37 protein-coding genes and 1 tRNA gene are annotated in these 24,966 nt (G+C 63.6%); 24 read left to right on the top strand and 14 right to left on the bottom strand.

The features are described 5' to 3' along the window. Window positions 1-4 precede the first annotated feature (4 nt). The 5 genes from J2848_RS28285 to J2848_RS28265 all read right to left on the bottom strand — a co-directional run bounded on the left by J2848_RS28285 (window position 5) and on the right by J2848_RS28265 (window position 3,304). Window positions 5-1,684, bottom strand: coding sequence for a terminase large subunit (locus J2848_RS28285; protein WP_149233950.1), 1,680 nt, complete (start codon window positions 1,682-1,684; stop codon window positions 5-7). A gap of 3 nt (window positions 1,685-1,687) precedes the next feature. Continuing rightward, the gene (locus J2848_RS28280; protein ID WP_149233951.1) at window positions 1,688-2,269 is read right to left on the bottom strand and encodes an Lrp/AsnC family transcriptional regulator; all 582 of its coding nucleotides are present in this window, start codon (window positions 2,267-2,269) and stop codon (window positions 1,688-1,690) included. Window positions 2,270-2,383: 114 nt separating this feature from the next. After that, window positions 2,384-2,782, bottom strand: a complete 399-nt coding sequence (locus tag J2848_RS28275; protein ID WP_246194195.1) for an HNH endonuclease — start codon at window positions 2,780-2,782, stop codon at window positions 2,384-2,386. 4 nt (window positions 2,783-2,786) lie between these two features. Further along, on the bottom strand, window positions 2,787-2,978 hold the full coding sequence (locus J2848_RS28270) for a hypothetical protein (protein WP_149233952.1): 192 nt from the start codon (window positions 2,976-2,978) through the stop codon (window positions 2,787-2,789). A 2-nt stretch (window positions 2,979-2,980) separates the two neighbouring features. Then, the gene (locus J2848_RS28265) at window positions 2,981-3,304 is read right to left on the bottom strand and encodes a hypothetical protein (RefSeq protein ID WP_149233953.1); all 324 of its coding nucleotides are present in this window, start codon (window positions 3,302-3,304) and stop codon (window positions 2,981-2,983) included. Between the two features lie 327 nt (window positions 3,305-3,631). On the opposite strand from J2848_RS28265, the gene J2848_RS28260 reads away from it, so the two are divergent. The 4 genes from J2848_RS28260 to J2848_RS28245 all read left to right on the top strand — a co-directional run bounded on the left by J2848_RS28260 (window position 3,632) and on the right by J2848_RS28245 (window position 5,616). Further along, window positions 3,632-3,814 (top strand): hypothetical protein, encoded by a 183-nt coding sequence (locus tag J2848_RS28260; protein WP_149233954.1) that lies wholly within the window; start codon window positions 3,632-3,634, stop codon window positions 3,812-3,814. Further along, window positions 3,804-4,205: a type II toxin-antitoxin system death-on-curing family toxin gene (locus J2848_RS28255; RefSeq protein ID WP_149233955.1), complete on the top strand. Its 402-nt coding sequence runs from the start codon at window positions 3,804-3,806 to the stop codon at window positions 4,203-4,205. Before J2848_RS28260 ends, J2848_RS28255 begins: the two co-directional genes overlap by 11 nt. A gap of 58 nt (window positions 4,206-4,263) precedes the next feature. Beyond that, window positions 4,264-4,482, top strand: a complete 219-nt coding sequence (locus J2848_RS28250) for a hypothetical protein (RefSeq protein ID WP_149233956.1) — start codon at window positions 4,264-4,266, stop codon at window positions 4,480-4,482. Between the two features lie 660 nt (window positions 4,483-5,142). Then, window positions 5,143-5,616, top strand: coding sequence for a hypothetical protein (locus J2848_RS28245; protein ID WP_149233958.1), 474 nt, complete (start codon window positions 5,143-5,145; stop codon window positions 5,614-5,616). A gap of 41 nt (window positions 5,617-5,657) precedes the next feature. On the opposite strand, the gene J2848_RS28240 is transcribed toward J2848_RS28245, so the two are convergent. The 6 genes from J2848_RS28240 to J2848_RS28215 all read right to left on the bottom strand — a co-directional run bounded on the left by J2848_RS28240 (window position 5,658) and on the right by J2848_RS28215 (window position 9,815). Then, complete coding sequence (locus tag J2848_RS28240; protein WP_149233959.1) at window positions 5,658-6,461, bottom strand: hypothetical protein; 804 nt, start codon at window positions 6,459-6,461, stop codon at window positions 5,658-5,660. Then, window positions 6,458-6,790 carry a hypothetical protein gene (locus tag J2848_RS28235; RefSeq protein WP_149233960.1) on the bottom strand — a complete coding sequence of 111 codons (333 nt, stop codon included), beginning with the start codon at window positions 6,788-6,790 and terminating at the stop codon, window positions 6,458-6,460. The genes J2848_RS28240 and J2848_RS28235 overlap by 4 nt, the downstream gene beginning before the upstream one ends. Before the next feature lie 271 nt (window positions 6,791-7,061). Then, a complete protein-coding gene (locus tag J2848_RS28230; protein WP_149233961.1) occupies window positions 7,062-8,204 on the bottom strand; it encodes an AAA family ATPase in 1,143 nt (380 codons plus the stop codon). Further along, entirely contained in the window at window positions 8,201-9,184 is a 984-nt protein-coding gene (locus tag J2848_RS28225; protein ID WP_149233962.1) for a DUF7146 domain-containing protein, read from the bottom strand. Before J2848_RS28225 ends, J2848_RS28230 begins: the two co-directional genes overlap by 4 nt. Continuing rightward, entirely contained in the window at window positions 9,181-9,393 is a 213-nt protein-coding gene (locus tag J2848_RS28220) for a hypothetical protein (protein WP_149233963.1), read from the bottom strand. Before J2848_RS28220 ends, J2848_RS28225 begins: the two co-directional genes overlap by 4 nt. Next, entirely contained in the window at window positions 9,393-9,815 is a 423-nt protein-coding gene (locus tag J2848_RS28215; RefSeq protein ID WP_149233964.1) for a hypothetical protein, read from the bottom strand. Before J2848_RS28215 ends, J2848_RS28220 begins: the two co-directional genes overlap by 1 nt. A gap of 143 nt (window positions 9,816-9,958) precedes the next feature. Between J2848_RS28215 and J2848_RS28210 the strand changes: the two genes are divergently transcribed. Further along, window positions 9,959-10,129 carry a hypothetical protein gene (locus tag J2848_RS28210; RefSeq protein ID WP_170307191.1) on the top strand — a complete coding sequence of 57 codons (171 nt, stop codon included), beginning with the start codon at window positions 9,959-9,961 and terminating at the stop codon, window positions 10,127-10,129. Between the two features lie 167 nt (window positions 10,130-10,296). Here the strand turns inward: J2848_RS28210 and J2848_RS28205 are convergent, their stop codons facing one another. Beyond that, a complete protein-coding gene (locus J2848_RS28205; protein ID WP_149233965.1) occupies window positions 10,297-10,620 on the bottom strand; it encodes a hypothetical protein in 324 nt (107 codons plus the stop codon). Window positions 10,621-10,724: 104 nt separating this feature from the next. Here J2848_RS28205 and J2848_RS28200 point away from each other — a divergent pair, with 104 nt between their 5' ends. Beyond that, complete coding sequence (locus J2848_RS28200) at window positions 10,725-11,471, top strand: XRE family transcriptional regulator (protein WP_149233966.1); 747 nt, start codon at window positions 10,725-10,727, stop codon at window positions 11,469-11,471. Window positions 11,472-11,723: 252 nt separating this feature from the next. On the opposite strand, the gene J2848_RS28195 is transcribed toward J2848_RS28200, so the two are convergent. Next, on the bottom strand, window positions 11,724-12,134 hold the full coding sequence (locus J2848_RS28195) for a PBECR3 domain-containing polyvalent protein (protein ID WP_149233967.1): 411 nt from the start codon (window positions 12,132-12,134) through the stop codon (window positions 11,724-11,726). Between the two features lie 296 nt (window positions 12,135-12,430). Here J2848_RS28195 and J2848_RS28190 point away from each other — a divergent pair, with 296 nt between their 5' ends. From J2848_RS28190 to J2848_RS28105, 18 genes are all read left to right on the top strand, one after another. Then, window positions 12,431-12,643 (top strand): hypothetical protein, encoded by a 213-nt coding sequence (locus tag J2848_RS28190; RefSeq protein ID WP_149233968.1) that lies wholly within the window; start codon window positions 12,431-12,433, stop codon window positions 12,641-12,643. 241 nt (window positions 12,644-12,884) lie between these two features. Beyond that, the gene (locus J2848_RS28185; RefSeq protein WP_149233969.1) at window positions 12,885-13,556 is read left to right on the top strand and encodes a hypothetical protein; all 672 of its coding nucleotides are present in this window, start codon (window positions 12,885-12,887) and stop codon (window positions 13,554-13,556) included. 35 nt (window positions 13,557-13,591) lie between these two features. Then, entirely contained in the window at window positions 13,592-14,551 is a 960-nt protein-coding gene (locus J2848_RS28180; RefSeq protein WP_149233970.1) for an AIPR family protein, read from the top strand. 86 nt (window positions 14,552-14,637) lie between these two features. After that, on the top strand, window positions 14,638-15,024 hold the full coding sequence (locus J2848_RS28175; RefSeq protein WP_149233971.1) for a hypothetical protein: 387 nt from the start codon (window positions 14,638-14,640) through the stop codon (window positions 15,022-15,024). A 387-nt stretch (window positions 15,025-15,411) separates the two neighbouring features. Further along, on the top strand, window positions 15,412-16,182 hold the full coding sequence (locus tag J2848_RS28170; RefSeq protein WP_170307192.1) for a hypothetical protein: 771 nt from the start codon (window positions 15,412-15,414) through the stop codon (window positions 16,180-16,182). A gap of 211 nt (window positions 16,183-16,393) precedes the next feature. Further along, window positions 16,394-17,200, top strand: a complete 807-nt coding sequence (locus tag J2848_RS28165; RefSeq protein ID WP_170307193.1) for a phage antirepressor KilAC domain-containing protein — start codon at window positions 16,394-16,396, stop codon at window positions 17,198-17,200. A 6-nt stretch (window positions 17,201-17,206) separates the two neighbouring features. Next, complete coding sequence (locus tag J2848_RS28160) at window positions 17,207-17,623, top strand: hypothetical protein (protein ID WP_149233974.1); 417 nt, start codon at window positions 17,207-17,209, stop codon at window positions 17,621-17,623. A gap of 422 nt (window positions 17,624-18,045) precedes the next feature. Then, window positions 18,046-18,585 carry a hypothetical protein gene (locus J2848_RS28155; RefSeq protein ID WP_149233975.1) on the top strand — a complete coding sequence of 180 codons (540 nt, stop codon included), beginning with the start codon at window positions 18,046-18,048 and terminating at the stop codon, window positions 18,583-18,585. Window positions 18,586-18,624: 39 nt separating this feature from the next. Next, window positions 18,625-19,179 carry a ProQ/FinO family protein gene (locus J2848_RS28150; RefSeq protein ID WP_149233976.1) on the top strand — a complete coding sequence of 185 codons (555 nt, stop codon included), beginning with the start codon at window positions 18,625-18,627 and terminating at the stop codon, window positions 19,177-19,179. Beyond that, entirely contained in the window at window positions 19,176-19,424 is a 249-nt protein-coding gene (locus tag J2848_RS28145) for a hypothetical protein (protein WP_149233977.1), read from the top strand. Before J2848_RS28150 ends, J2848_RS28145 begins: the two co-directional genes overlap by 4 nt. Continuing rightward, window positions 19,421-20,527 carry a hypothetical protein gene (locus J2848_RS28140; protein ID WP_149233978.1) on the top strand — a complete coding sequence of 369 codons (1,107 nt, stop codon included), beginning with the start codon at window positions 19,421-19,423 and terminating at the stop codon, window positions 20,525-20,527. The genes J2848_RS28145 and J2848_RS28140 overlap by 4 nt, the downstream gene beginning before the upstream one ends. 25 nt (window positions 20,528-20,552) lie before the next feature. Further along, window positions 20,553-21,515: a DUF6551 family protein gene (locus tag J2848_RS28135; RefSeq protein ID WP_149233979.1), complete on the top strand. Its 963-nt coding sequence runs from the start codon at window positions 20,553-20,555 to the stop codon at window positions 21,513-21,515. Then, complete coding sequence (locus tag J2848_RS28130) at window positions 21,515-21,988, top strand: hypothetical protein (RefSeq protein WP_149233980.1); 474 nt, start codon at window positions 21,515-21,517, stop codon at window positions 21,986-21,988. The genes J2848_RS28135 and J2848_RS28130 overlap by 1 nt, the downstream gene beginning before the upstream one ends. Continuing rightward, the gene (locus tag J2848_RS28125) at window positions 21,988-22,698 is read left to right on the top strand and encodes a hypothetical protein (RefSeq protein ID WP_149233981.1); all 711 of its coding nucleotides are present in this window, start codon (window positions 21,988-21,990) and stop codon (window positions 22,696-22,698) included. Before J2848_RS28130 ends, J2848_RS28125 begins: the two co-directional genes overlap by 1 nt. Beyond that, the gene (locus J2848_RS28120) at window positions 22,695-22,943 is read left to right on the top strand and encodes a hypothetical protein (RefSeq protein ID WP_149233982.1); all 249 of its coding nucleotides are present in this window, start codon (window positions 22,695-22,697) and stop codon (window positions 22,941-22,943) included. Before J2848_RS28125 ends, J2848_RS28120 begins: the two co-directional genes overlap by 4 nt. A gap of 36 nt (window positions 22,944-22,979) precedes the next feature. Next, entirely contained in the window at window positions 22,980-23,237 is a 258-nt protein-coding gene (locus tag J2848_RS28115) for a hypothetical protein (protein WP_149233983.1), read from the top strand. After that, entirely contained in the window at window positions 23,234-24,328 is a 1,095-nt protein-coding gene (locus J2848_RS28110; protein ID WP_149233984.1) for a tyrosine-type recombinase/integrase, read from the top strand. The genes J2848_RS28115 and J2848_RS28110 overlap by 4 nt, the downstream gene beginning before the upstream one ends. A 38-nt stretch (window positions 24,329-24,366) precedes the next feature. Further along, window positions 24,367-24,460, top strand: a tRNA-Phe gene (locus J2848_RS28105). Window positions 24,461-24,638: 178 nt separating this feature from the next. On the opposite strand, the gene J2848_RS28100 is transcribed toward J2848_RS28105, so the two are convergent. After that, a complete protein-coding gene (locus J2848_RS28100) occupies window positions 24,639-24,779 on the bottom strand; it encodes a hypothetical protein (protein WP_246194197.1) in 141 nt (46 codons plus the stop codon). Window positions 24,780-24,966: the final 187 nt, after the last annotated feature.

Genomic DNA, 24,966 nt, shown 5'->3' with positions numbered 1-24,966 from the left:
CGCCTCACACGATCAGCAGGCCGCGGGTCGTATAGACCGACGGACCGCAGGCTGCCGGGTTGGTCGCCATCAGCGCCACGGCGTTGAAGCTGCTCATCAGCGGGTCGATCTTCGCCGTGCCGCTGACCTGCTTGGTGATCGAGATGGCGTTGCCCTGCTGGACGATGCGGGCGTTGCCGACGCACCACGCCATCATCGGCCGGCCACCATGCGCCGTGGTCTTCGACGCCAGCCGGCGCTCAGCCGTCTTTATGGCACCGTTCAGCTTCCAGCCCTGGCTGATGCCGATGATCCGCTCCAGCGCGATGCCGCGTCCGGTCAGCTCGTCGACGATCTCGCCAATGCCGGCGGCGTCGACACCAATGCCCTGTTCGGCCAGCAGCTCGGCCTGCTCGACCTGCATGACGATGTCGGCCAACTCCGTCACAGCCTGGGCCGGATCGTCGACGATGGTCAGGTCCCCGTCCTTCTCGAAGTCGAGCAGGCGCGGGGCAATCTCCTGCCGGCGCTCCAGCACGATCCGGTGCGCCCAGGCACGGTGCCACATCAGCCAGCGCCGGGTTTCCCGGCAGCGCCCCAGCACAGCTAGGCCCAGCAGGTCGTCCAGCCCGCCGCCATCGATCCCGACCACCACCACCTCGCAGCGGGCGAGGATCGCCTCCAGCGTCAGTCCCTCTTCGCCGCAGCCTTCCCAGAAGTCGGCACCGGCCCAGCGGTCGGAGCCCATGTTCAGGCCGACTTCGACGTTCAGGTGCTTCGACAGGAAGCCGCGGACGGAGCCCTCGCCGCCCAACTGGGCCTTGGCATATTCGTCGAGCAGGAACTCCTCGTCGACCGACGCCCCCATGTTGGGGTTGGTAACGTAGAAGTTCTCCGGCCGGAGATGCGCCTTGGCCTCCAGCATCGCCTTGGGGAACTCGTAGAGCACCCCTAGCGACTTCGGCGCCGACAGCTTGCCGTCGCGGATGTCCCGGAAGCGGGCCAGCCACTGCTTGAAGACGCCGGCTGGCGGCTCCTCCCCCTGGGTGGACAGGGCGATGACGAAGCCCTCCGGCCGGCTGGTCAGGCCGCCGCGGGCCTCGCGCAGCATCGCCTCGGCATTCGCCTTGGTCCCGAACAGGTGCAGCTCGTCGATCAGCACCCCGGTGGCCTTGTTGCCGGTGACAACATCGCTGTCGGCCGCCAGGATCTTCAGCGTCGCCCCGGTCGTCCGGTGCTCGACCATCCGCAGATGCGGGATGGGCTTCAGGATCTCGAACAGTTCCGGGTCGGCGGTGACCATGCTCATCGCCGGATCGGCGGAGTTCTGCGCCACCTTGATGGTCGGCGCGATGATGATGAACTCGGCGTTCTGCCGCCAGTTGCGCAGCAGCGCCGTGACCATGATCCCGGCGGCGATGGTCGACTTGCTGTTCTTCTTCGAGATCAGCAGCAGGAACTCGTTGATCAGCCGCCGGCCGGTCTCCGCGTCATAGGCGCCGAACACCGCGCCAACGAAGTCGAACACCCACTCCCGGCAGGCTTCCTCGAATGTCGGGCTGCCGGGAACGTCGACGATCTTCAGGGCACGGAAGATCTTCAGCGCCGCCTCGGCCTCGGCCGAGAACAGCGGCGGGCATGGGATCAGCGACTCTCCGGCGATGATGCGCCGTTCCCAGTCGGGGCATGCGGTCGTCCAGCGCATGCGTCAGCCCTTCATGTTGTCGACGGCAAGGCGCGGCGGCGCCGGGGGAGCGAACTTGTTGCCGGGCTTGGCGGCTTCCTGCGCCCTGGCCTTGGCCTCTTCCTTCTTGCCGCCGCCGATGCCGACGCCGGCAACCTCCTTCGCCACCGCCAGGGCCTGCACGATGGTCTTCAGCGTCATGGAGCGGGCCGGCAGGGAGATGGCCTTCAGCATGGCGGCACGGCGCCGACCGTCCCTGTCGTCGTCGGTCTCGACCTCGATCAGCTGCTCCAACTCGCCGACATGCGAGGTGACGGCATCGAGTTCGTCCAGCATCCGGCCGGCGATCTCGCGGGCGTGCTCGACATGCTCCCGCGGTTCACCGGGAAGAACCGGACGGGCCGAGCGGTCGATCGGCGGCAGGATTTCGGCGACCGGCAGGTGCGCACGCGGCTGGGCACTGCGCACCCAATCCCCAGCCTTCGCCCGCTTGCGGATGTTGGCTTCCGAGACGCCGAACCGCTCGGCAATCTGGCGGTTCGACAGCGTTCCGGCCCTGAAAGCGGCCTCGATCGCCGTCCAGTCGATGTCGTCACGTTTCGCCATGGCTGGTCATGCGCACCGCAAAGTGCGCACCTCGGTTCGTACAGCGGAGAAAAAACTCTGAATGGGGGGATCGGCGGTCCAAAGCCTGCGCACTCTGCGCACTTTTCACCCCCCCTACCCTCTCGCAAACCCCTGATCCCGCGCCGTGCGGGCGTTGTGGCAGGGCTCGCACAGGACCCGGAGGTTCGACCGCTCCAACCGCAGGTCGGGACGATCGGCGATGCTCTTGATGTGGTCGACATGGGCGACGGGCGCGGTTGCCGTGGCCTCCCGCTTCCGCAGCACCACGATGCGGCCACAGCCCTTCGCCTCGCACCGGCAGCCCCGCTCGATCACCACCGCATCCCGCAGCTTCTCCCAGTCGCGGTCGTAGCCACGCTGACGGGCGGTGCCGCGGGTCTCGTCGAAGCGACGCTTGCGCTCCGTCTCCGACACGACGGGCGCCATAGCCTTGCCGGTGCGGGTGTCCAGGATGGACAAGGGCGAGCGCAGGGTACGGAGACGCGGGGCCATGGCTTCAGTTCTCGACCAGCGCTGGAACCACTGCGGTCCAGCCATCCATCACGCCCACGGCAATGAGACCGTCGGGGATGTCCCGCATCAGGGGCCGGACGAACCGGCTGGCATCGGCGTAGCCTTCGGCGATGGCTTGCTGCTCGAAGATGTCGGCTGCATCGGCGATGCTCTGGGACAGGGGCTTGCGGTCCATGATCAGGCTGTCGGCTTGAGGCTCTGGATCACGAGCTGCGTCAGGCTGCGCACCTCGGACACCACCGCCTTCACGTCCTCGGCGATCCGCTCGTTCTGCTGGACGATGGCCGTCATGCTGGCCGATGTCTCCGCCTGCGCCTGGGCGGTGACCCGTAGGGCCTCCACCACCGTGGCCGCATCGGGGCCGGGCTGTGGCCGCCGAGACCAAATCCAAAGCCCCACCACACCGCCGATCACCAGCAACGCCGTGATCTGCGCGGCCGGCGACAGGATGGCGATGCGGGCGAGCGTGTCGCCGACGTCCGGCAACGGCAGTGTGTCCATCGTGGCGAAGCTCCAGAAACGACGAAGCCCCGCAACGGATTTCTCCGGCGGGGCTTGGTTCAGTCGCACCTTGGGCGGTGCATGGTGTCAACTATTGCAGGGAAATCCTTTCCAAACCCTTAACCAATCGGTTTTGCCGGCTTGGAAAATTGTCATGCCATGATCCCGCTACCATCTCTTCGGACGCATCATCGTGGAGTGAGGGTCGCTTGGTTCACCGGGTGCGTGGTGGCGGCCGGCTGGGAACCAACCCTGTCCGGTGACGTTTCCAATAGCTTTGTGCTACCATGGACAGGGTATGCTGCTGTTCGTGTCGAGGAGATGATGATGGCCATTCGCAAGCTCAAGGACGATCCGATCCAGACGGAGCATGCGGCTGATTCCGTCGAGCAGCGCAGTTCCACCCTGTCGTTCGAGGCGCGTCCAGCCGCCGACAAGACCGACTTCGACGTCCGCCTCTCGCGGGTGATGGGCAAGATTTCGAAGACGCGCGCCTACCTTGCCAAGTGAGCCGCTCTGGCTGACGCCGGACGACCTCGAAGCCATCAACCGGCGAGAGGTGGAGGAGACCGGCGAGACGCATTTCACCCGTGATCGGGGACTTTTGGAAAGCGCCGCAGCCAAGCCGATCAACCGCTGGCTCTACGGCGATACCAACGTCGTCCACCTCGCCGTGGCACTCCTGCACGGCATCGCGCAGAACCATTGCTTCGAGCAGGGCAACAAACGGACGGCGGCCACCGCCGCTTTGCTGTTCCTCGATTTCAACGGCTACGAATGGGTCGCCGAGGATGACGAGGAACTCGGCCATTGGATCGTGGCCCTGATCGAAGGCCGCATCGGTGAGGACGAGTTGGCAGACCTGATGAGTGATCACCTCCAGCCGATCAAGCCAACATAGCCCCGGCAGCGCTGTCCGCCGTTGGGCAGGGCGCACCGGGGCGTTGTGCTTGAGAGGCATGATGTTCAAGGACATGAAGCGTGCACGCCGCCGCCACGATCTGGCACGCATGAAGGCCAAGGTACGTCGGGCGTGGAACCAGGGGCCGGAGGCCGACAGGTTCGCCAATCACATGGCATGGTGCGCCCGCGGATGCTGCGCCAATCCCCGGCGGTTCTGGAGTGAGCTGACCATGCAGGAAATACGGCAGGACGTACGCGACCGTTACAGCGAATGATGTTGGAAGGGCCGCTCCTTACCGGGCGGCCCTTTCTCGTTCTGCCGGATCGTCGCACCGCCAAGCCGAAGCTGGGTCTCGACTCTGGATGTGTGCCTCTGCATAATCTGGTTGCGCAAAGCGGTGGGCGTTCGCGCTGGGAAGGGTAGATGGAGTGCGCTTAGCGCAGCTTGTAGCAATGTGGGGCCGTGGCCAACGGTCAAGCCTCTGAAGCACGAGACGGCGCCAGACAAAAGCACAAGTCTATCTCGTCGAATTATGTTACTGGGCCGTTCTGGCTTGGGAATCAGTTATAAATTCCAAATGATGGACCTTTAATTATGTCTCCAATTATTGTAATTATTCTTAGTATTGTGTGCGCAACCGTAAACTGGTTCATTGCCAAGGAGCGGGGGCGGAGTCAGGTTCTGTGGGCGATTGGCGGCATTGTGCTATCGATCTCAGCTCTGATCACATTGGTGGTTTTGCCTAAAGCAGGATCAAGTGTACATAGCTATACTATCAGGATCATGATACTAATTGCAGGGTTTCTCCTTATCATGATGTTCCCAATAGGCTTCAACATCTCTATTACAACAAAGAATTAATCATCAACCGACTACTGGTCGGAGGTGCAAGTTTTCCGATTACACCGATTTGCAGTTTTGAGGATCCCCTGACATGCGCGTTGCCGGCTTCACCATGATCGTGTTTGGTCTGCTCGGATCATTTTTTTTTGCGGTCGGCGTCGACACCGGCGTGTCGACCGGGGTGTCCGGGCGCGTTGAGAACATCGGCCTGCTGAGCCGCCAGAGCAATGGCCTGATCGTATCGGGCCTGCTGTTCATGACCGGCTGCATCCTGGTCGGGCTGGCGGCGGTTCGGGATGCGGTGGACCGGCTCGGGCCGGCAATCATCGCAAACGCGCCACGCGCCATGCCGCCGGCTCAACAACGGTCGGCTCCCTTGGAGCCTGCGCCATCCCCCAATGACACCCAGTCGGCCGCCCAGTCTGTGCAGGCCGTTGCCGAACCCAGCTTTTCGAAGATCTGCCCCGATTGCGGGTCGATCTCTATGGGAACGGCGAAGACGTGTCGGCGGTGCGGGCATCAGTATTCCGACGCGGCAGCCGATGCGTCTCAAGTCGCCCCCTGACCGCCCGCCTGCCTGCCGGCCGGCCCTCTTCTGCCCACGCATCACCCCCACGGCTCCGCCGGCACACCGAACCCGACGAGCCTGTGATCCCGCAGCACCACCCGCCGCAGCGCCCTCTCCAACGCCATCATCCCGGCATGCCAAGCCGCGTAGATGGCGTTCATGTTCGCGATCCAGGCATCCGACGGGGACGGCTCCAGCGGGCACCAGCGCACGGCCACCTGACGCCCGCCGTCGTCGGTGATGCGGTAGGCGAAGCCCGGCTCCTGCGACGGGAACCGCAGCCGGCCGTACCGGTCGAGGATCGGCACGCCCCGGCGCCGCAGATCGGCCAGCAGCACCGATTGCAGCGGCAGGTCCACCCACTCCGCCCGGACGACGTGGCGCACCGCTCCGCGCCGGCTTTCGGGCACCGGGACGGGGACCAGCGTCTGGTCGCCGTTGGACCAGTCCGGCCGGTCGCCGAGCTGGGCGTATTCGAACACCAGCCCGCGCTGTCGCCAGTCGGGAATGGCGCGGATCGCGTCGACCACCGCCTCGGCGTCCGGATGCACCCGGGGCTGGACACCCCGCATCGGCCCGCCGCCGTCGATCCGGCAGCCGCCCGTCTCCCGCCGGCGCATCAGCGTGGCGACGCCGTCGCGGCTGCTGTCCCGCGGCTCCCGGTCGGGATGGTCGAGCGCGGCCTCCAGGTCGAACAGCGCGCCGCCGGTGCGGTCCGCCTTCTGGTCGCGGATCGCCCAGATCGCCAGCCTCTCGACGTCCACCGGCTGGCGGGTGTCGGGTGCCGCGGCATCGTTGGCGGGCCGCCGCCCGGAGCCGGCGGGAACGGTGGCAGCGGTCATGCAGCCCACCCGCCGATGCCGTGCCAAGCGTAATCCACCGCCGTCGAAGCGTGGTGCCCGGCGGTGCGGTCGAGATCGTCCCAGATGTCCACCATCGCCGCGGTGCCACCCAGCGCGCCGATCCGCTCGCCGATGCGGCGAATGTCCGCCCACAGCCCGGCCTCGGTCGGATCGTCCGGTATGGCGCCGCCGACCCCCAACCGCTCCCGGTTCGCCAGCAGGGCGCGGGCCTTGGCCTCCAGCTCGTCCTGCAGCCGGAACAGCTCGACCACGCCGTCGGCGTGATGGCCGGCGGATGCCAGCACGGGACGCTCGGTCTTGTCGGTCATGCGGTCACTCCCATGGCTCGAAGGCCTCCAGCCCACAGGGCCGCGCCGCAGCGTCCCTCGCGGGCGTGCGCGGTATAGGGCTTTAGCCCTATACTCGGAGGTCGGAAGGTCGGAAATGCGTTTCGGATCAAGGGGTTACAGACAGGTTGGAAGGTCGGAAAAGGTCGGAAGCGAGGTCGGAAGTTTGTGATTTTCCAAGCACTTACCAGTAGGTCGGAAGCTCGGAAGGAGGTCGGAAGGCAGGTCGGAAACAGGGTCGGAAGGATGCGCATCAGGGTTTCCCTTCCTCATCCGCGAAGCGGAACGTGTCCGTGCGGATGTACTGTTGCCGCTTGGACGGCGGGCCGATCTCGACGATGGCCAGCCGCTTGTCGGCGAGCAAAGCGTCCTTCACCCCTTCGATCTGACCGCGGGTGAACCGCCGGGTCATGGGGTGCTGCATCAGGGCCTTCACCACATAGGTGCGGGCGAACTTGTCCGGGCTCATGCGGGTGCCGTTCCGGCACAGCTGGTCCACCGCCTTGAGCACCGATACCTTCAGGTCGATCTGGTCCACCTTGTCCAGCGGGCCGGCATCCGCCGGGGCATCCACCCGCATGAACGCGCCATGCTCCCAGCGTATCTCGATCTGACCGCCGGACTTGGACTGGTTGGACTTCATGGTCTTCAGGAGCCGGATGTCGCCATCGTCTTCCTCCTCTCCGTTCTTCGGTTTGGGTTTGGTCAGATACAGCCGGGAGCGCACAGAGTTGTTCCAGGCCGTGGAACCGGAGATGCCCGATCCGCTGTTCAGGCCGGCCAGGGACGGGTGAGCCGTCAGGATCACCGCCCCATTGGTCTCCAGCGCCAGCTTGCGCAGCGCCGACACGAAGCGTCGCACCTGATTGCGGATGATCTCGTTGCCGGCAAAGACGTCGGCCAGCGTGTCGAGCACGATCAGCTGTGCCCCAACATCGAGCACCTTCTGCCGGAGCTGCGCGAAGATCGGAGTCGGCTTCGCTGTATCGTCTCGGCGGTCGAACTCCATCAGGACGTTCTCCGCGCCAACTCGGGACATCATCCAGACGTCCTCCAGGTCGCCCATCTCGGTCCCGTACAGGGTGTTGATGGACTGCTGGCGCCGCCACAACTCGTCCTTGTCGTCCTCGCAGAAGAAGCCCAGACCCCTGCATTGGGCCACCTTCATGCCGAGCCAATCCTGGCCGAGCGCGGCGCAGGTCAGCAGCTGCTGCATCAGCAGCGACTTGCCCAGCCCACCATCGCCGGAGAGCATGCAGACGGTGCCGCGCAGGACGCAGTTCTCGACCATCCAGTCCAGCGCCGGGGGGTTCCGGCCCTGCCATTCGATGGGAGAGAACGCCTCGAAGGGCGCCAGCCGCCGTTGATTGGCCGGCAACGGCGTGACGTTGTTCATGCCGCCACCGCCCCGCGCCCCATCAGCGCGTCGTTCCAGTCGCCCTCTAGCGGTGCCTCGATGTCGACCAGCAGCCCGCGGCCGGCGAACAGGTCGGCGGCCCGCTGTGCGGCAGCGATGCCGGTTTCCCCGGCATCGGCGAACACCACCACATGCTCGACGCAGTCCGGCAGGGCGACGCTGTGCATGCGGCCGGCGCCGTTGGCCGACCAGACCGGCAGGCTGTAGATCTGACGGGCCGACAGCGCCGTCTCGATGCCCTCGGCCAGCCCCAGCACCCTGCCCGGCCGCGCCAGCCGCACGGCGCCGTCGCGCATCGGCCCCTTCCCCTTCTTGCGGGGCTTCACGTCCAGCTTCCCGCGCCCGTCCGGCGTCAGGTAGATGCGCTGGACCGCGGTGATGGTGCCGGCGCCGTCCTGCATCGCCGCGACCAGCGCCGGGAACTCCCGCCGGGCGGTGGCGTGCCACAGGGCCGGGGCGAAGCGCAGGGTCGGCGGCAGCGGCAGGCGGATGCCGCGCCAGCGCAGATAGGTCTCGGCGACGGTACCGGCGATGGGCCGGGCGTTGAACCAGATGGCGCGCGCATGCTCCATACGGGCGCGCTCGTCCTCATCCGGTTCCCACCCCCTGCCCGCGGCGGCGGTGTATTCCTCGGTGGCCGCCATCATGCGGCGCTCGAAATCCAGGGCGGTGTTACGGCGGAGCGCCGGGCGCTCGCCGGACAGCGCCTCGACCGCGGCGGCGAAGTCCAGCCCGTCCAGCCGGCGCAGCAGGTCGATCACGTCGCCGTGCGCCCCGCAGCCGAAGCAGTGGAAGAAGCCCTTGCGGTCGTTGATGAAGAAGCTCGGCGACTTCTCGTCATGGAAGGGGCAGCAGGCCTTGAACTCGCGCCCGGCCTTGACCAGCCGCAGGCGCTTGGCCGCGACCTCGGACAGCGGGACGGAGCGGGCGCGCTCGAGGGCGGCGGGATCGCGCATCATGCCTCCGCCAGCCCGAGACGGTCGAACAGGGCCGCCGTCTCCTCCATCGACAGGATCCCGTCTTCATACAAGGCCGTGATCAGCAGCTTGCGCTGCTCCGGCGTGTCGAGGCGGCAGGCGTCGGCGACGATGCGCAGGCGCGCCTCGTTCAGCGCCACGGAGCCGGGCGCGGCCTCGACCGGCAGATCGGCGACGGGATGGATGTGCATCAGAGGCGACCCCCGCGAGGGGTCAGCGCTGTTGCTCCTTCTCCAGCCTCCGACGCAGCCGGCTGATCCGCCACCGCACCCAGGCTCGGTGGAGCCTCAGTATCCAGGCGGGCGGTGATAGCGGCATCCACGGTCTCCAGTCGGGCGATTTCAGCTTTGAGGCGGGCGATCCTCCGGGCTTTGCCGGCTTCGGCGCAGGCCTTCATCGACAGGTACTCGACTGCCCACAGCCGCTCGACCCGGCCGTAGTAGATGGCCCAGGCGCGGTTGAAGCTGATGCCCAGCTCCTTCGCCGCGCGGGTCAGCGACGCCTTGGTGGTCGGCGCGCCGTCCCCGGCGTCGCGCAACCACTCCCGCGCCTCGTCGATCAGTGCCTGATCCGTCACAGACATTGGCGGATTGACCTGCTGGTTGTGATGCATCCGGCACAACTCCCCATGCCATGGTTCGGGCACGGAGAGGCGGATGCCTCATCGTTGACGTTGGGAACCTCGCCCGTCTTCGGACGGGCGCCTTTTTCGAAGCCGCCGGATGGACCGGCCGAACCGGGATGGAGACAGCGACGATGACCGACAGCCTGGGCACCGAGTTCACCCAGCACACCGAGGAAGTCCTGGCCCGTATGACGCTGATGGCCGAGCTGCTGCCGGCCGGCGAGCGGCGCGACCTGCTGGCGCTGAAGGGGCGCGTGAAGGTGCTGACGGAGCGGGCGACCCGCAGACCGGCGGCCCACTGACCGCGTGCATGTGCGCGTGAAGGTCTGAGCCGTTTGCACCGACCGCACCACCATCGCGCGCATTGCCCCGGACCGGGCGAAGCGGCAAATCTGTCCTGGGAAGGCACCCACCCGATCCTCCTTCCTTGTGTGCCGGGACGGTTCGCACCCGCCGCCGGCACGATTGATCAGACCGCGGCGCTCTGGGTTTCCGTCCCCTGGGGCGCCGCTGTCTTTCTCCGGGTCCGGCGGGCAGGCGGCCGGCGGCCCGTGCGTCGGCCGCCCTTGCCGCGGCGGATCCAGTTCGGCCGGTCTTCGGCCGCAATCGCCAGAGCCTCCAGCGTCACCGCCAGATCGCGCAGCACCGCGCCGCGCACGAGCTTCCGCCAGCACTTGGCCGGAACGCTGTTTCGATGGCGCCAGCACACCACCAGCGACGCGGTCACACCGGCGTCCTCGGCAAAGGCTTGGTCGCTCGGCCACTCGGCAATGATGTCGATGAAGGTTTTCATGCAGCATAGAGTGACTTAACGCAATTCTTCTGTCAACCCCATGCTATGCGTATTGCAATTTATCGCTGCTTGCGTAAGCCCAGCTTACCTTTAGGCTCACTCCCATGAAGCGTGACATTGCACAGCGCCTGCGCCTCGCGCGCACCGCGGCCGGCTATCGGACCGCCAAGGAGTTCGCCGCCAGCCACGGCGTGCCGCAGCCGACCTATGCCCTGCATGAAAGCGGCGAGCGCGGCCTGCGTGCCGATGTCGCCGGCCGCTACGCCTCGCTTCTCGGCGTCTCCGCCGCCTGGTTGCTGACCGGCGAGGGCCAGGGCCCGGCCGCCATCGCCTCGACGCCTCCGGAGCCGCCCGCCTTGCCCGCCGACCGCCGGCCGGCCGGCGAGAGCGACGACACCGTCCCGGTTCCCGAGATCGATGTCCGCGCCGGCATGGGCGCCGGGGGCGAAGCCCTGCTCGACTACCAGCCCAACGGCGACGGTGGCGGCTACAGCGAGACGGAGAAGATCACCGGCCTGTGGGAGTTCCCCCCGGACTATCTCCGGCAGGAGCTGCGCATCGGCAACGGAGCCGCCCGGATCATCCCGGTCCAGGGCGACAGCATGGAGCCGACGCTGGTCAGCGGCGACCGGGTGATGGTCCACCTGGAGGATCGCTTCCCCTCCCCGCCCGGCATCTTCGCCCTGTGGGATGGCTTCGGCGTGGTGGTGAAGCGACTGGAGTTCGTGCCGAACAGCGATCCGCCGCGGGTCGTCATCGCATCCGACAACCCGCGCCATGGGCGGTACGAGCGCACGGCCGACGAGGTGAACATCATTGGGCGGGTCGTGTGGTTTGCTCGGCGGATGTGATGGGATGTTATGGCCGGTTATGCAGGGTTATGGACGATGGCGTTGACTCGACAGATACCCGGAGCCATATTGGCACAAGGACTGTTGTTGTGTGCGATGAAGCTTGCTGAGGTGAGAACGGCTGTCTCACACTCCACATCAGCCAAGGATGGTGTGGTGAAGTAGTCCGAAAGGGCGAAGGGATCCGGGGGTTGCATTCCGGCTCAAGTTTCATCGTTGGACGGTTGAAGGCCCTACCGGAAGGTGGGGCCTTCAGCGTATTGGCACCCTCTTCAGATAGCCTTTCCTCAACCGGTTCTGAACCTTGTCCTCGGCAATCGGATAGAAGGAGCGGACTTCATACTGTCCGTTGGCGTTCACTTCGACATCGACCGCCACCAACAGAACCGAATCAACCGAAGGGACACGGGCGATCAACTCGATCTTGCCAGGATTCCGGATATCATCGCCGATGAACTGAGGAGCGTTCACCACGCTGGCAACATGGGGCAGAAGGCGTTCGTAATCTTCAGGATGACGGCGCAAGACATGCAGTTGGATCGCGGGAATCAGAACCGCAGTGCCGGCTTCGAGTTCAAGAGACAGGGCCTTGTTGATCGCGTCCACGGGCAGAGGGCCAAGATCAAGTGTCTCATGCCCAAGTTTGGGTTTCTTCTTAGGCATGCTCATCTCATCCGGCACTTGGCACCGGCAGCGTCATCAGCTTCGGCGCAACATCATATGATCATAACGTTCGGTCGGGGCAAGCGTTCCTGAAAACTACCCCTATTTGAAGGGAAAATCTCCGGAAGGGGATAATGTTGACCTCTCTCCCCCCAATGTGGAAGCGTAGGGACCAGAGCGTTAGGATGCGATTATGACTCTCCGCTCACACCACCCGCCGATCAAGCCGACATAGCCCCGGCAGCGCTGCCCGCCGTTGGGCAGGGCGCACCGGGGCGTTGTGCTTGAGAGGCAGAATGTCCAAGGACAGAAAGCGCGCCCGGCGCCGCCAGGATCGGGCGCGTATGCTCGCGCGGGCGAAGCGGTACTATCCCGGCCAGCGCCATCAGCGGCTCGCCGACAACCTCGCCTCCTGTAGCTGCTGGATGTGCGGCAATCCGCGACGGTGGCACGGGGAACTGACCATGCAGGAGCGCCGTCAGGACATGCGCGACCGCGACAACGAATGAACCATCAAGGGCCGTCCCTCACCGGGCGGCCCTTGATGGTTCTGCTGGGTTGTCGAACCGTCACGCTGAAGCCGGGTCTCGACTCCGAGGCGATGCTCTGGCAGTCTTATGATTGCATTAAGTAATACACTATTCATTAAGCCATGCGGAAACCATTACAAAGGATAAGTAGGTAATGAGCCGGCATACGATAGGTCGAATCTCGAATGTGCTTACGGACCAATACAAAGACCTAATCAACATGGAGGACTGGTCTGGAAGACCGGAAGAGCAGGTGCGAGGGGCTTTCCTGTCTCGTGCCCTATCTGCTTTGTGCATCAAATCATTATCAGGCTGTGACGCTCAAACCGCAGCTAACTCCTTGACAGACAGTTATCACGATGGCGGCCTTGACGCTATTTATTTTGAGACAAGAACAGATACATTGTATCTAGTTCAAGCAAAGTGGAACGAGAGCGGCGATAAACCAATTAATGAAATTGGAATCAACAAGTTTGTTTCGGGTATTCAGGATTTAATCGCCGCTAAGTTTGACAGATTTAATGACAAGATAAAAGCCAAGAGTGCTGAAATACGAGCTGTTCTATACTCTGATCGGCCGATTAAACTTAGGCTTATAGTATCTCATACGGCAACCCAGTCGATGCAGCCGTATGTTTTGAGGAAAATAGAAGATCTAGTTTCCGATCTAAATGATCCGGTGAATTTCTGTAGATTTGATGAGTTTAGCCAAGCCGGTATCTATGATCTTATAACTAGTGAGTCCAAAGCACCAAAAATTAAAATCCAGATTATTCTTAACGACTATGGAGTTATTGATAAGCCATTTCTCGCCTATTATGGAAGAGTGCATATCAGCGAGGTATCTGAATGGTGGAAGAAGTATGAAAATAGACTTTTTCTGAAAATCTAAGGCTTTACTACACAAATTCTAGCGTTAATGAAGCATTGAGGAAAACAGTTTTAAGTGATCAAGAAAACTTTTGGTACTTCAACAATGGAATAACTGTTATATGTGATAGCATTACTAGAAATCTTGCTGGCTCCCCAGGAACTAAGCTTGGACTTTTTTCCTGTGACGGTGTAAGTATTGTGAACGGAGCTCAAACAGTTGGCACCATCGGATCTGCTTACGACCAGTCCGATATTGCCATAGATAATGAAGCAGACGGACCACAGTCATGGGTACAAATTCGAATTATCTCCCTTGAAAAATGCCCGCCAGACTTTGCCAGAAGGATAACGCGAGCAGCGAACCTGCAAAATGCTGTTGGGAACAGAGAGTTTGCTGCTATGGATCCACTACAACATCGCTTAGCTACGGAGTTTGCACTTGATAGAAGAAAGTATGTTTATAAATCTGGAGAACAAGACCCTAGAGGAGAAGACGGTTGCAGTATTGTAGAGGCAACTCAGGCGCTAGGATGCGCTCATTCTGTAGCACTAGCGGTTCAGGTCAAGCGCGAAATTGGTGTTATATGGGGAGATACAGATACTTCCCCATATATTGATATTTTCAATGATGACTTGAGCAGCTTCCGCTTGTGGAGAGCTGTTATGGTGATGCGAGTAGCAGACGAGATACTGCTAAGCCTTCGCAGCCACACTTGCCCAAGGGCTGACTTAGTCGGCATTCACATGAACAGAATTATTTTGCATCTTGTTTTTCAAGAGAAAAATGTGAAGCGTTTCTATACAGATATGAACAATGAAGATAATTTAATTATTTCTGTGAAAAAATCCACTGAAGATATATTTCTCAAAGTTGCTTTATATCTTGAAGATCATCACCCAAATGATTATCTAGCAAATTTAAGCAAGAGCCATAGTAAGTGTGAGGCCTTAGTAAAAGCAATCACGAACATTCCGCTGGATCCAGAAAACTGGAAACAAGCTAGCCTGTTCTGAATTCCATGAGTAATTGTGCAGAAGTTCTGTATGGCCTCGGCCCCCGTTGCGCAGCGTTTCTGCGCACGCGGTATCCAGAGGGGCAGGTGATCAAAGGAGTGATGCGGGACCTCCGGTGTGGGAGGTCGCGAGCGAAGGAACTGCTGGCCGGCTACGCCCCAACCACCTTCCACCTTGAAGAGATGGTCGAGCTATGGGGTGACGATTTCCTGCGCGCAATCTTCGTGGAGGCATGGGAGCGGCAGGACGAGCGGATCAGGGTCATCCAGCAGCGTGAAGAGGAAATGCGTCAACGAGCCGAGGAGGCCGAAGCTATCGCCGCAGCATATAAAAGAGGCGATAAATTCAGCTTCACCCTCCCATTGCACGTCCAGGCCATTCAGGCTCTGGAACTGGAACTCGCAACACGTCAGCCTCCCACGCTAGGGCAACGCCTCGGCAGGTGGCTGCGCCGGTTCGGCTTGGAAGCATAGGGACGATTAGAAACTGCAAGCACCTCCGTGGCCGGAATCTCCGGCCCTTGGATGGCTTCTGCCTCAGTATTGGTTTCGGCACTATCTCAGCGACCATAACTCGCAAAATTTTCGCAGCGTGCTCAGTCGCGAGGCTGATCAGGAGGCTTGTACATTCATGTCAATCATATCCAGATCACCTACAAGCCCTTGCCTTCAAAGCGATGGCCCCGCCTGATGTGACATTGATCAAAATCGAAACGGCTCCCATGACAGGGCACCGCTCTCCTACCCCCTGTCAAAGCCCACCTCCGACGCCCCAACGCATTTCGGAACTCAAACCCCAAATAGATTTGACGGCGGTGGAATTAGGGGTTATGGTTCCAAACGTATTGATGAGGCAATGTCGTGGCGAAGTTAGCGGAGCTTGTTGAGTGTCTTTCGGAAGTGCTTGGAATGCCCACAACAGCGGTGGAGGCATATGCTAAGCCATTGAGAAAGGAAGGGCTTATATCGTCTTCGGGTCGCACTGGACCTGGATCGCCTAACATGACAAGTCTTGATGCAACCAACCTTTTGCTGGCAATCCTTGGCGGAAGCACCAGAAATGCCGTAAAAAAATGCAAAGAGATTTCGAGTTCACTTTCCATGATTTCTGATATCGAGGGCCAGTACAGAGATTCACAAATCCATATCGTAAGAAAACTTAATTTGAAGGAAGAGCATACTCTTGGGGAGATGGTTCAATCAATTATCGAAAACAACGCTTGTAGCGACATTAAGGATAATTCTGCTGTTAATAGTGATTTCTCAGAATATTTATTTGCTACGCTGAATAATCCGGAAGGACAAGATATATCTAATAAATATAGCGAGTACGTTGAAAAATTTCGCCAAGATCATGGTGGAGAATGGGCTGAGGCATCAGTTACAGTATGGCATGAAAAATGGTGGATGTCCATTTCTGGAGCAACCTTTAGCGCTCACCTTCGTCGCGGCGAAACTTCTCCGGAAATAACGATAAACTACAGCACTGTTATAAGCGATTTTTTTACAGACTTTGAAGATGAATCACCTGACAGGAGAAATCCAACAAGAGGAATTGGGATTTCATCTCGCCTAGCAATTAACGAGCATACTTTCGGGAAAATTTCACGCCTTCTTCGGCATTCAAAGTAACCGCTATTAGATGTGAGAAAAGGCGATACATCCCGAGCAGTAGTAAAGAAGCTCGCTTACTAATAGGTATAGCGCCACAAGTCCAACCTGCTCATGTGGGTGCTTGAAAAGCAAACGACGGCAACGGTGTTCGAGCACCGCGCCGTCGCAAAGCCGACTAGTCGTTCGAGCGACTGGTCGAATGTCAAAATCCGACCTAGGAAATCAGAAAATGACGAACGGCAATATGCCCTCAGACGGGGAAAAGGGCAACGCCTCCCTAATCCCTTCTCTGGTGCAGGGGGAACCCCGCATCCGAGACATCGACTTTGCGCAACGGCTCGGCTTCGCCAATCCCATCGACATCCGGAAGCTCATTCGTCGTCATGACGAGGCACTGAGCAAGATGGGGGTTCTTGCCACCGTGGCAAAAACCTCTGAGGCTGGCGGCAGACCGGCCACCGAGTTCTACCTGAACCGCAAGCAGGCGATCTTCATCACGGCCAAGTCGGAGACGGCGGAGGCGACGGAGATCACGATCGAGATCATCGAGCGGTTCGACTCCTACGAACGCGGCGCGGCGAAGCAGGCCGACCCGATGGCCCTCCTCAACGACCCGGCGGCGATGCGGGGCCTGCTGCTGAACTACAGCGAGAAGGTTCTGGCCCTGGAGGCGCAGGTGCAGGAACAGGCGCCGACCGTCGCCGCCTATAACCGGATCGCCAACGCCGACGGGCTGCTGTGCCTGACCGACGCCGCCAAGTCGCTCGCCCAGCAACCCCGCGCCTTCACCCGCTGGCTGTTCGCCGAGGGCTACATCTACAAGCGTCCCGGCTCGGCGAAGTGGGTGGCCTACCAGACATACCTCCAGTCCGGCCTGTTCGAACACAAGGTCCACGTCATCGTGAAGGACGACGGGACCGAACGGGCTGTCGATCAGGTGATGGTGACGCCGAAGGGCTTGGCAAAGTTCGCCCGCCAGCTCGGCGTCCAGGTCCCCGTCGATCTCTTCCACCGCCCTGCTGTCGCCGCGGAGTAACCGCCCATGCATCACCGTATCTCGACCCGCCGGGGCATCCTGGCGGGAACGGTGGCGGCTTGCGTGGTGCCGGCCGCCCTCCTTCCTCCCCTGTCCGTCGCTCCCGATCCCCACCCCGACGCCGCCCTGCTGGAGCTGGGCCGGGAGATGGACGATCTGGTCGCCGCCCTCTACAGCGCCGACAGCGACGAGGCCCGCGACGCGCTGTGCGCCCGCTATGCGGCCGTGCAGGACCAAGTCGCGGTGCTGGTGCCTCGCACACCGGCCGGTCTGGCGGTGCGACTCCGGCTCGCCTGGAACCTGTCCACCGAACTGGACGGCACCGAACACCGCTTCGGCCCCCAGCCCTACAGCGACGACCGGACCCGTCTGCTGTGGGAGCTGATCCGGGACGCGGAACGCCTGTCCGGGATCGCAGCCTGACATGACCGGGCGGGCGCCTTCCCACGCCCGCCCGGCACCGACTCCAGGCAATCCGAGACCGAATTGCGATAAACGCAATTTTTCAATTCACTCCGTGATTTGCGTCTTGACGCATTACGCTGCGTATCGCAATATCTTCTTCACCTCCACCCCGGCAGGCTGACCCACAATTCGGTCGCCGCCTCACAATCGGGAGCGTGGGACGCATGGCTTTCTTCCTCGCGCGCATCTTTGACAATAAGCGCTTCGTGCCGCGCTCGGTCCTCGACGGCTCCACCCCCTTTCCGGACATGGGGGTGCCCGGCTGCATGGCACACTGACCGCCCGCGCCGGCGCTCCACCACTTCCACACCCCCACCGACATCGTTCCGCCGCGATCCGTTTCGCGGTGACGCCCTCCCCTTGCCCGAAAGGATCGGATCATGATCGCCAGTGCCTCCCCCTCCACCCTGCCGCCGGGCAGCATCCCGCCCCGCCCCATCACGATCCACAAGGGCGACCGCTGCTCCATCGCGTTCGACGGCTACGGCACCGCCGAAATCTCCGGCCCGCGCCGCAGCGAACTCGTCGGCATGGTGTCGGCCCTGCCCATGGTGCTGAAGGCGCTGGTGTCGGTCGCCGCCGCGCTGCGCAGCGGCACCGCGGCGCCGGACCTGTCGGAGCTGGAAACCGCCCTCGCCGAAGCCGGGATCGCCTCCTGCCCTTTGCCCGGTAACGGCGACCGGGCGTCGCTTCCGGCGTCCGCGCCGGGAACCGCCCGGCTGGCCGATCTGCTCACGGCGGTTGCGGTCAAGTTCAGCGGCCTGCTCCAGGACCGGACGAACTTCCGCGCCCCGCGCGCCCTGAAGGACGCCCTGCTGGAGACGGTGGACAGCATCCGCCAGACCCTGATGGAGACCGGCTATCCCGACCCGCTGCCGACCAGCGCCGCCCCCACCGCCGAAACGGCGTCGGCCGCATAACGCCGGCCCTGCCGCCCTCATCCCAGGAGGCTGATCGTCATGAAAATGCTGACCGCTCCGCCGTTGGCGGACGAAGCGCCCGCGACATCCACCACCGACCCGATCCAACCCGCCGTTGTCACCACGATCGACGACCAACTGACCGCCGCGTGGTCGCGTCTTTCCATCGATCAGAAGCGCAAGGCGCTCCCGATCCTCCAGCGGATGGTCGATCACCAGAACCGTAAGCCTGGCATCGCCGAACGGTTCCCAAAGCCGGCGCCGGGCAACCGCACCGGCCTGCGCGCCGACCGCCGCGCCCTGGCCGCCGCCTTCCCGGCCTGCTTCAACCAGCCGAAGTCCAAGGCGCCCAAGCGCCCGCTGAAGATCGGCATCACCGCCGACCTCATCGCCCATGGCGTCACCGGGGAGGACGGCCAGCCGCTGTCCCACAAGCGGATCGAGCGGGTGGTGCGCGATTACTGCCTGGGCACCAAGTACGACGCCGCCCTGATCCCCGGCTCCACCCGCATCGACCTGGACGGCAACCCAGCCGGCTCGGTGTCGGCCAGCCACGCGGCCGGCCGCGAGCGGAAGGAGGGGACCGAAGCATGAGCTACATATCCCCCACCCCGGTCCAGGCCGATCCCGCCGACGCTCTGCTGGCGACTCCGGTCGATCCCTTCTGGCTGCATCAGGCCAACCGTTCCAATTATCCGCCGGTGCACCGGCTGTTCCGACTGCTGGCGCTCGCCTCTCCCAAGGACCGCGCCGACGCCATCGACCAGATCACCGACCACTGCCGCCAGCGCCTCGGTAGCGAGGCCATGGACGCCATTCTCAACGGGAGGACTGCATGAGCCTGCTGCCGATCTCCAAGCCCGTCGCCGAAGACGCGCCCGCCTCCTTCGTTGGGTCGACGATCTCCCCGGCCCTGCGAATGGCCTATCTGGACTGGCGCCGGGTGAAGACGGTGTCGTCGCTGTTCTGGGCGATCGCTGCCGATCTTCCCTGTGGGGACGAGGAGGACGCCACGTCCAGTTTCGGCAGCGCGGCCGACCAGTTGGAAGGGGTGCTGCGCGACCGGGTGACGGGCTTCACGGCGGTGACGGACGCCGACCGGATGCTGAAGATGCGCTGCCTGCTGGAGAGCGACGAGGATGCGCTCCAGGGTTTCGACCACGGCCTCCTGCCGGACCTGATCGCGTTGGGCAGTCTGGCGGTCGTGATGGAGCCGGCGGCGGTCGAGCATCCCGGCACCGATGCGGAGTGGCGGGACACGCTGACCGCCAAGCCGGACCTGATCGTCGACCAGAAGCCGGCTGACCTGCTGCGCCTCTTCACGCTCGACGAGGGCGGCGAACTCTTCGCCTTGGCTGCGGCCTACCGCGCCGCCAAGCGCGACGAGCCGGATCGGATGGGTGCTGTCCTCACTTCGCTGGACGCCTACGGCGCGTTCGCCTGCGCCTTCGGGTATGACGACAAGGGCGACTATCGCCTCACCCCCGGCGCCATCCTTTCAGAGGAAGAGCGTGCAGTCTTGGCCGAGCTGGGCCACCTGCCGGACAGCGCCGTCCGGCGGCTGCGCACCGCCGTCGAAGCCCATCGCGCCGAAGTGTCGGAGCGCTATCGCCGGCAGGAAGAGGAGCACAAGGCGAAGAAGGCTGCCGAGGATAGAGCGAAGCACGGGCCGCCGCTGCGGGAGAGGCTGGTGCCGCTGCTGCCGTCCTTCTCCGATGAGGCACGGGAAAGCGCCGTCCGCATCATCTACGGCGCCAGCATGATCGCCCTCTCCCGCGTGATGCTGCCCGAGAAGGCCGAGAGCCTGTCCGAGGCGGAACTGGAAGACCTGCGCCGACTGGATTTCTCCACCCTGGCGGAGCGCTTCGAGCCGGGTTGCGAACAGGCCCTGCACGAAGAGATCGACCGGCTGCTCGGCATGCGCCGCAGCGCGGCAGCCTGACCACCGGAGAAGGGAGGACCATGACATGGACGGAATGCTCGCCCCCTGGTCGCTGACGGAGATCGCCGAGTGCGTCTCCGGCACCACCGCCGCTCCGGAAGAGGTCGCCGTCGTCGAGCAGCGCGACGACGCTCCGGTCCAGGTGACCGAACTGGCTTTCCGAGACCTGGAGCCTTCCAGGGACCTCGGCCCGATGCCGGTCTTCGCTTGGCTGCCGAAGGATGCCTTGCGGATCGACCCGCGCTATCAGCGGAACCTCTCCGACAAGTCGAAGACGCAGATCAAGCGGATGGTGGAACGCTGGCATTGGGACAAGTGCCAGCCGCTGACGGTGACGGAAATCGGCGGCGACCTGTTCGCCGTGGTCGACGGCCAGCACCGCGCCGCCGCCGCCCTCCTCCATCCCCAGGTCGATGAACTCCCTTGCTGGATCATCCGCACCGAGGAGGTGAAGGAACAGGCCAAGGTCTTCGTCGCGGTCAATGCCGACCGCACGCCGATGACCACGCTCCAGATGTTCCGGGGCAAGCTGATCGCCGGTGATCCGGACGCGGTGCAGGTTCTAAACGTCTGCACCCGGTCGGGGATCGAGATCGCCTATCACATCAGCAACACGTCCAAGCGCCTGCCGCCGCGTCACACGCAGTCGGTGGCAACCATCCGCAAGCTGATCGCCAAGCATGGCGAGCGGCCGGTGGTGCGCGCCCTGTCGGCCTTGGCGAGCGCCTATCGGGAAGTGCCCGACCAGCTCCGCGGCCCGGTGATCGAGGCGGTGGTGACGCTGGTGGTCCAGTACCGCGACCGGCTGGACGAAGACCGGCTGATCAAGGCCCTGTCCGGCACCGACTGTACCGTGCTGTGCGAGCAGGCCAGCAAGATGAGGAAGCTGGTCGGGCTGTCGGTGCAGGACGCCCTGATCGCCTCGCTGGTGAAGGCCTACGACAAGGGTCTCGCCGATGCTAAACGCCTCTGCCCGGCGGTGGCGTGATGCAGACCGGCGAAGAGGCTCGATGCTTCCTGCACTCCATGATCGGTGCCCTGGACACGGTGCCGGCATATCCGAAGGCCCCCGCCCACTACACCGCCACGCTGGCGAGCTATGACGCCTTGTGGGCGCGCGGCATCAAGGTCCCGGTGCGCACGCTGTGCGACCTCGCCCGTCTCGACGAGGCCCAGGTCGTCGCCGGCCGGCGGCTGGCCGAGAACCCCGACAGCCGCGAACCGGGACGGAAGCACAGCCGCGCCTTCTGGCATGGCTGGCGGTCCCGCTGGATGGAACTCACCCCCGATGACCGGGACGAGGCTCATTGCGAGCTGTATTTCCGGTTCTGGTGGTGGGTGCTCCGCCATAGCCCCGAATGCCTTCGGATCGTAGCCGGCTGCGTCCCCGATAGCGATATCGCCCAACCCAGCCAATACGCCGACCTGGAGCGAGCATTGGAACGCGGGGAGCCTGTGTGATGAATGAACCGACCCGGCAATGGGCGACCCCCTACGGCGTGCTCGTCACCGCCACGATGATGGAAGTCGACGGCAAGCCCGAACCGATGATCGACGCCGAAGGCACGGCGACGCTGTTCGGCATCCACGATCCCGACCAGCGCCGCGGCTTCACCGATGCGCTCCGGGCGCTGATGGAGACCGGCGGCGACATGGCCCCCATCGTCGCCAGCTTCGGCGGGCGGAAGCCTTCCTCCGTTCCGATCCCGCCGCCACGCGATCCGCTCTATCCCACCATCCCCTCCGACCGGACCATCGACCACGGAGCGGAGACCGTCAGCTTGCGCGACATCACCGACGAATGGGTGTCGCTGCTGACCGACTCCGGATGCTGGTTCGACCGGGCCGGCGATTTCCTGATCCTGATCGAGCGGCAGATCGCGGGATTGGCCTCGGCTCCCCGCCCGATGGTCGGCGTCACCTTGAGCAGCATCGTCACGGCGATGCTGGAGAACCTGGGCGAGACGGAGGTCGACCGGCTGGAGCCGGCGGCCTTCTACGCCCTGACCATGCACGACGATTGGCGCGCCGCCGGCCGGGCTTGGCTGCTGCCCCACCGCGGGACCTGGGTGCGGGACTGGATCGGGGAACGGCCGGTTTACCGCCGCCTCGCCCGGCTGGCCGGGATGGTCCACTGCGACGTGCCGTCCTGGCTGAAGGAGGTGCGATGACCGCCACGATCATCGCCTTCCCCCGCCGGCTGGTCAGCGACGCGGACCGAGTGGAGGCGGCCAAGGCGAAGTATGAGGCCGCCCTCGTCTTCGACGAGGACCCAAGCCCGGAGAACCGGGAGAGGCTGATCGAGGCGCACCGCCGGCTGGCCGAAGCCCGGCATGGCGGCGTGCCGGCCCTGGTCGACCGCGACATGGCCGCCTTCCTCCGGATGATGACCCTCAGCGAACAGGAACCGGCGTGACCGAGGCACAGGGAAAGCGCGTGGGAGAGAAAGCGAATGGTTGAGAAGTATCTGGACCGCCAGCAGGTCCGCGAACGGCTGGCCGAACGCGGCGTCACCCTGAACGACCGACAGGTTCGCCGGGCGATGGAGCCGGACGCCGAAGGAAAGCGTGTGATCCCCGCCGTGAAGTGCCCGATCCGCAAATGCCTGATCGTGCGGCAATCCGACCTGGAGAAACTGTACCCCAGCCGGGATGCCGTCGCTCCGCAGACAGCCAGGGCCCGGCGGGCTGAGGAGCGTCACGCCAGATGACCGACATCAGGAAGCGCACCGGCCCGGCCGGTGTCAGCTATCAGGTGCGTTACAAGGATGCCGGGGGCGCCTATCGCTACAAGTCCTTCCCCACCCTGAAGGCCGCCAAGGCTTTCACCGGCCGGATCGGCGGCGAGGTGGCGGACGGTCGCCACATCCATGAGCGCGACAGCATCACCGTCGACAAGGCCCTGGACGCCTGGATCGAGACGGTCGAGACCGTGGGTCGGCACGGTCGGGAACCGGTATCCCCGGCTACGCTGCGAAAGTACAAGGAGCGGGCCAAGAACCACATCAGACCCCTGCTGGGTGATGTTCTCCTGGCGCAGCTCACGACGCCGCGCGTGGTCGAGTTCCGCGACGAGCTGCTGAAGCGCTGCGCCAGGCCGACCGCCAAGAAGTGCCTGACCGACCTCCGGTCCGCCCTGGCGGAGGCACGCCTGCGCGGGCAGATGGTCCTCAACCCGGCGGCAGACGTCTCCATCGTGGACAGCAACCGGCGTCAGCGCCGCCCCCAGATCCCCACCATCCGCGAGATGCAGGCCATCGAACGCGCGCTGCGGCAACGCCGGGATGATCGGGACTGGCAACGCTTCTACGCCATGCTGACGACGCTTCGCTGGAGTGGCGCCCGGCCATCGGAGGTTCGCGCCTTGGCCGAAACCGGTCTCCACCCGAGCCGCGGGCAGGTCCGGGTGATCCAGGGGGCGGACGAAGACGGGCTGATCGGCGCGCCGAAGACGGCGAACGCCTATCGGATGATCGACGCGCCCGAGCTGCTGTTCGACGTGCTGGCGGAGTGGCTGATGATCCGGCAGCCGCCGAGCAAGAACCCGCATGCGCTGGTGTTTCCGACACGGAACGGCGCGCCGGTGTCGCTGAGCAACCTGACCGCCCGCGCCTGGAGCGCAGTGCTGGAAGACGCTGGACTGGAGGGCCGATACCCGCTCTACTCGCTACGCCACTACCGCATTTCCGAGCGGCTGGCGGCAGGCGAGAGCATCCAAGTCGTGAGCGAACAGGCCGGGCACGCCGACGCCGGCTTCACGCTGAGGGTCTACGGCCACGTTCTCCGGGAAGGGCTGCGATAACTCGCTGTGGCGGATTTGTGGCGAGAGACTAAAGCCAAGCCCTGGAAGTATTGATTTGCCTGATCGAAATAAAAATCCCTGTGGGGACTGAAAATCCCCGTGTCGGCGGTTCGACTCCGTCCCTGGGCACCACCCTCCCTCATTTAAAATCAGCGGGTTGGTTGGTGCAGGCGAAGTCACTCGGGCTTTTACGCCTGTTTTGCTGTGTCTGCTCTAACCCGCAGAAATCCTAGCCCGCCCGAACGTGCCCGCATGGGCCTGTGGCGGATGTGGCGACAGGCCGTCCCGCATCGAGACGCCCTTTGCCGTGTCAACGCGCCACCCCCTTGACCTTCTCGAAGGTTCGGTATCCAGCCAACCCCAGCATCGGCACCAGCAGCCCCATCAGCGTGTCGGTGTCGATCTGCGGCATCGGCATGCCGGGCGCCCAGATCGACAGCGCCCACCCCATCAGCGGATAGCCGACGGTCTGGACCAGCAGGCCCAGGATGCAGACCCAGCCGACAGCCGGAGACGAACAGGTTCGGGTTGGCAGCCTCCGCCGAACTGCGCCGCGTCGCCGCTCTGAAGCATGGCGACGATCTAGGCGTTCGCCGCCGCGGTCGCCTTCGCCTTGGCGTCCGGGTCGGGGATCTTGT

It is taken from the genome of Azospirillum lipoferum (assembly GCF_024170005.1).
GTDB classification, from domain to species: Bacteria; Pseudomonadota; Alphaproteobacteria; order Azospirillales; family Azospirillaceae; genus Azospirillum; species Azospirillum lipoferum.
The sequence above is the reverse complement of the archived record's forward strand: the minus strand, read 5'-3'. Positions and strand labels throughout refer to the sequence as shown.

What these genes read in the sequence shown, in the direction of transcription:
- J2848_RS28285 (WP_149233950.1), bottom strand. Translation starts at nt 1,684, where the DNA reads ATGCGCTGGACGACCGCATGCCCCGACTGGGAACGGCGCATCATCGCC.
- J2848_RS28280 (WP_149233951.1), bottom strand. Translation starts at nt 2,269, where the DNA reads ATGGCGAAACGTGACGACATCGACTGGACGGCGATCGAGGCCGCTTTC.
- J2848_RS28275 (WP_246194195.1), bottom strand. Translation starts at nt 2,782, where the DNA reads ATGGCCCCGCGTCTCCGTACCCTGCGCTCGCCCTTGTCCATCCTGGAC.
- J2848_RS28270 (WP_149233952.1), bottom strand. Translation starts at nt 2,978, where the DNA reads ATGGACCGCAAGCCCCTGTCCCAGAGCATCGCCGATGCAGCCGACATC.
- J2848_RS28265 (WP_149233953.1), bottom strand. Translation starts at nt 3,304, where the DNA reads ATGGACACACTGCCGTTGCCGGACGTCGGCGACACGCTCGCCCGCATC.
- J2848_RS28260 (WP_149233954.1), top strand. Translation starts at nt 3,632, where the DNA reads ATGGCCATTCGCAAGCTCAAGGACGATCCGATCCAGACGGAGCATGCG.
- J2848_RS28250 (WP_149233956.1), top strand. Translation starts at nt 4,264, where the DNA reads ATGATGTTCAAGGACATGAAGCGTGCACGCCGCCGCCACGATCTGGCA.
- J2848_RS28245 (WP_149233958.1), top strand. Translation starts at nt 5,143, where the DNA reads ATGCGCGTTGCCGGCTTCACCATGATCGTGTTTGGTCTGCTCGGATCA.
- J2848_RS28240 (WP_149233959.1), bottom strand. Translation starts at nt 6,461, where the DNA reads ATGACCGCTGCCACCGTTCCCGCCGGCTCCGGGCGGCGGCCCGCCAAC.
- J2848_RS28235 (WP_149233960.1), bottom strand. Translation starts at nt 6,790, where the DNA reads ATGACCGACAAGACCGAGCGTCCCGTGCTGGCATCCGCCGGCCATCAC.
- J2848_RS28230 (WP_149233961.1), bottom strand. Translation starts at nt 8,204, where the DNA reads ATGAACAACGTCACGCCGTTGCCGGCCAATCAACGGCGGCTGGCGCCC.
- J2848_RS28225 (WP_149233962.1), bottom strand. Translation starts at nt 9,184, where the DNA reads ATGATGCGCGATCCCGCCGCCCTCGAGCGCGCCCGCTCCGTCCCGCTG.
- J2848_RS28220 (WP_149233963.1), bottom strand. Translation starts at nt 9,393, where the DNA reads ATGCACATCCATCCCGTCGCCGATCTGCCGGTCGAGGCCGCGCCCGGC.
- J2848_RS28215 (WP_149233964.1), bottom strand. Translation starts at nt 9,815, where the DNA reads ATGCATCACAACCAGCAGGTCAATCCGCCAATGTCTGTGACGGATCAG.
- J2848_RS28210 (WP_170307191.1), top strand. Translation starts at nt 9,959, where the DNA reads ATGACCGACAGCCTGGGCACCGAGTTCACCCAGCACACCGAGGAAGTC.
- J2848_RS28205 (WP_149233965.1), bottom strand. Translation starts at nt 10,620, where the DNA reads ATGAAAACCTTCATCGACATCATTGCCGAGTGGCCGAGCGACCAAGCC.
- J2848_RS28200 (WP_149233966.1), top strand. Translation starts at nt 10,725, where the DNA reads ATGAAGCGTGACATTGCACAGCGCCTGCGCCTCGCGCGCACCGCGGCC.
- J2848_RS28195 (WP_149233967.1), bottom strand. Translation starts at nt 12,134, where the DNA reads ATGCCTAAGAAGAAACCCAAACTTGGGCATGAGACACTTGATCTTGGC.
- J2848_RS28190 (WP_149233968.1), top strand. Translation starts at nt 12,431, where the DNA reads ATGTCCAAGGACAGAAAGCGCGCCCGGCGCCGCCAGGATCGGGCGCGT.
- J2848_RS28185 (WP_149233969.1), top strand. Translation starts at nt 12,885, where the DNA reads ATGGAGGACTGGTCTGGAAGACCGGAAGAGCAGGTGCGAGGGGCTTTC.
- J2848_RS28165 (WP_170307193.1), top strand. Translation starts at nt 16,394, where the DNA reads ATGACGAACGGCAATATGCCCTCAGACGGGGAAAAGGGCAACGCCTCC.
- J2848_RS28160 (WP_149233974.1), top strand. Translation starts at nt 17,207, where the DNA reads ATGCATCACCGTATCTCGACCCGCCGGGGCATCCTGGCGGGAACGGTG.
- J2848_RS28155 (WP_149233975.1), top strand. Translation starts at nt 18,046, where the DNA reads ATGATCGCCAGTGCCTCCCCCTCCACCCTGCCGCCGGGCAGCATCCCG.
- J2848_RS28150 (WP_149233976.1), top strand. Translation starts at nt 18,625, where the DNA reads ATGAAAATGCTGACCGCTCCGCCGTTGGCGGACGAAGCGCCCGCGACA.
- J2848_RS28145 (WP_149233977.1), top strand. Translation starts at nt 19,176, where the DNA reads ATGAGCTACATATCCCCCACCCCGGTCCAGGCCGATCCCGCCGACGCT.
- J2848_RS28140 (WP_149233978.1), top strand. Translation starts at nt 19,421, where the DNA reads ATGAGCCTGCTGCCGATCTCCAAGCCCGTCGCCGAAGACGCGCCCGCC.
- J2848_RS28135 (WP_149233979.1), top strand. Translation starts at nt 20,553, where the DNA reads ATGGACGGAATGCTCGCCCCCTGGTCGCTGACGGAGATCGCCGAGTGC.
- J2848_RS28130 (WP_149233980.1), top strand. Translation starts at nt 21,515, where the DNA reads ATGCAGACCGGCGAAGAGGCTCGATGCTTCCTGCACTCCATGATCGGT.
- J2848_RS28125 (WP_149233981.1), top strand. Translation starts at nt 21,988, where the DNA reads ATGAATGAACCGACCCGGCAATGGGCGACCCCCTACGGCGTGCTCGTC.
- J2848_RS28120 (WP_149233982.1), top strand. Translation starts at nt 22,695, where the DNA reads ATGACCGCCACGATCATCGCCTTCCCCCGCCGGCTGGTCAGCGACGCG.
- J2848_RS28115 (WP_149233983.1), top strand. Translation starts at nt 22,980, where the DNA reads ATGGTTGAGAAGTATCTGGACCGCCAGCAGGTCCGCGAACGGCTGGCC.
- J2848_RS28110 (WP_149233984.1), top strand. Translation starts at nt 23,234, where the DNA reads ATGACCGACATCAGGAAGCGCACCGGCCCGGCCGGTGTCAGCTATCAG.
- J2848_RS28100 (WP_246194197.1), bottom strand. Translation starts at nt 24,779, where the DNA reads ATGGGGTGGGCGCTGTCGATCTGGGCGCCCGGCATGCCGATGCCGCAG.